Annotated in this window: 3 protein-coding genes; all 3 read right to left on the reverse strand. The window is 33.9% G+C overall.

What is annotated here, in order from left to right:
* On the reverse strand, positions 1-189 hold a 189-nt coding region (locus VFS71_RS13335), incomplete at its 3' end, for a hypothetical protein (RefSeq protein WP_326401804.1).
* Between the two features lie 142 nt (positions 190-331).
* The gene (locus VFS71_RS13340; protein ID WP_326401805.1) at positions 332-1,249 is read right to left on the reverse strand and encodes a DMT family transporter; all 918 of its coding nucleotides are present in this window, start codon (positions 1,247-1,249) and stop codon (positions 332-334) included.
* Between the two features lie 11 nt (positions 1,250-1,260).
* Positions 1,261-2,233: N-acetylglucosamine-6-phosphate deacetylase (nagA, locus tag VFS71_RS13345; RefSeq protein WP_326401806.1), on the reverse strand; the 973-nt coding region annotated here is incomplete at its 5' end.

Genomic DNA, 2,233 nt, shown 5'->3' on the forward strand with positions numbered 1-2,233 from the left:
TCCTAATACACACTTTTTGTTCTTTTCTTGTTTGGAACGAATTAAATCGGCAATCTCTTGAGCAACGATTATTGAAGCATCCGTTGAATTTTTAAAAATTACGTTGTGGATTTTTTCAAAACGGGTATCTTCAAACTGACCCGCTTTTTTGAAGCTTATCTCTCTTTCTGATTCTAATGTGTTTTCCATTTTCTTATTTTTAATAAATTTTATTATTCTTTAAACATTGAGATCAATTTTTTAGTAAAAATCTCTTTTATTCTTTTATTCCTCAATAACAACTGTTTAACAATAAGTTATTTTTTTAAACAAAAACTATAAGTCTTAAAATTCAGGATTTGCTTTTCTTTTGAACTATGTATAATCCGCTTATAACAAGAGCGACACCAAAAAAAGTATAAAAAGTAATGGGCTCTTTCATTATAAAATGAGCAATCAAAAAACCAAATATTGGGCACAAAAACAGCCAATACGAAGCTTTGATTGGATTACTTTTTAATAAATAAAGCCAAAACTGAACTGCGCCTATCGAAACCGGAATAGCCAACCAACAAACCGAAGCCCAAAAAGAGGTGTCAAAACTATTTTTGTCTGATTGATAAGTTGCGTATAAAGCTGGCAGTAAAAAAATACCTCCCAAAATAGTCTGCCATCCATTGATAGCCAGAATGGTCAACCCATTCCAATTCACCCGGGAGTAATAAATTGTACCCAGTGAATAAGCAATCATGCTTATCAATAAAACTATTATCCCAAAAGGTGTTGCATAACTGTTTTGCAAAAGTGGATAGGCCGCCAAAACCACTCCCATAAAACACAATAATAAACTCAGAATATTTTTGAACTTGATTCTATGAGAAAACCAAAAGGCAGACATCATCGCAATAAAAACTGGATTCGTAGCGACTGCCAAACTCCCCAAACCTGCAGAAACTTGTTGCATGGCAATAACATATAACCCGAGATAAAATGTAATATTTAGAAATCCATAAATACTAATTTGTATCCATTCACTTTTCACTGGCAATCGATTTCCCAACATTATGTGGGAAACGAATAACATAATGCTTCCCGCGATGAGAAATCTAAAAATAGATATTACAAAGGGTTGAGCAGAAACCAATCCAATTTTGGTTGCAGTTGAAGCAGAAGACCAAAGAAAAGCGAAAACTATCCCTGCAAAAATACTTTTCCATTCTTTAAACTTAACTACGCTTAACAATCTTTTAGCTTTATTTATTTCACTCAAAATATATTCCTTTATACTTTATTGAAAACTAACGATTCAACTTTCGATAAATCATTATTAAAACGAACAAAACTGGCTGGATATCCCGATTTTATTTTGCCCAATTTATCTTCCATTTTAATTGCACTTGCCACTCGGGAAGTTGCCATTTTTACGGCCTCATCTATAGTCACATTCAAATGTTGATTGGCATTACGAACGGCTTCATCCATTGAGATGCTAGCTCCTGCCAAATTACCTTCATCATTTCTATAAAAACCGTTTTCCAGATGGGCATCAAAATTTTCCCATTTAAAATTAGAAACTTTACGTCCTAAAAATGCGGCATCAGTAATCAAAAAGAATTTTTCTTTTTTTAATTTATAAGCTAATCTTGCCGCAGCATAATCACAATGGGCTCCATCAAGAATAATTGGTGCATAGACTACATCATTTTCAAAAGTTGCTCCCACCAATCCTGGTTCCCGATGCCCAAACTGAGTCATCGCATTAAATAAATGAGTTACTAGATTTATTCCTTTAGAAAAGTAATATTGAGATTCTTCGTAAGTCATTGTTGAATGCCCCGCCGAAATAACAATACCGCTTTCCAAAAGCATTTCCAATTGTTCCTCTGAAAAACACTCAGGTGCAATAGTGATAACTTTTATAACATCTTTGCCATATCGAATAATCTCTTCCAACTCCGAGTTAGTAGGTTTCCGAACCTGATTCAAACTATGTGCACCTCGCTTCAAAGGATTCAAAAAAGGTCCTTCTAAATGCATTCCCAATACTCCGTTTTTGTACTTTGATCGATACGAACGAACAGCTTCAATCCCTTGAAGGATAGTTTCATTTGATGATGATATTAAACAAGGTAGTGTATGAGTTGTTCCGTACTTTAAACTGGATTCATATATGTCATGAATCGTTTCTTCTGTTGGACTTTGGCTAAAATAATGCTTTTCGCCACCATTGATTTGGATATCAATAAATCCAGCC

The sequence above is a fragment of the Flavobacterium sp. genome (assembly GCF_035760125.1).
In the GTDB taxonomy this organism is placed as follows: Bacteria; Bacteroidota; Bacteroidia; order Flavobacteriales; family Flavobacteriaceae; genus Flavobacterium.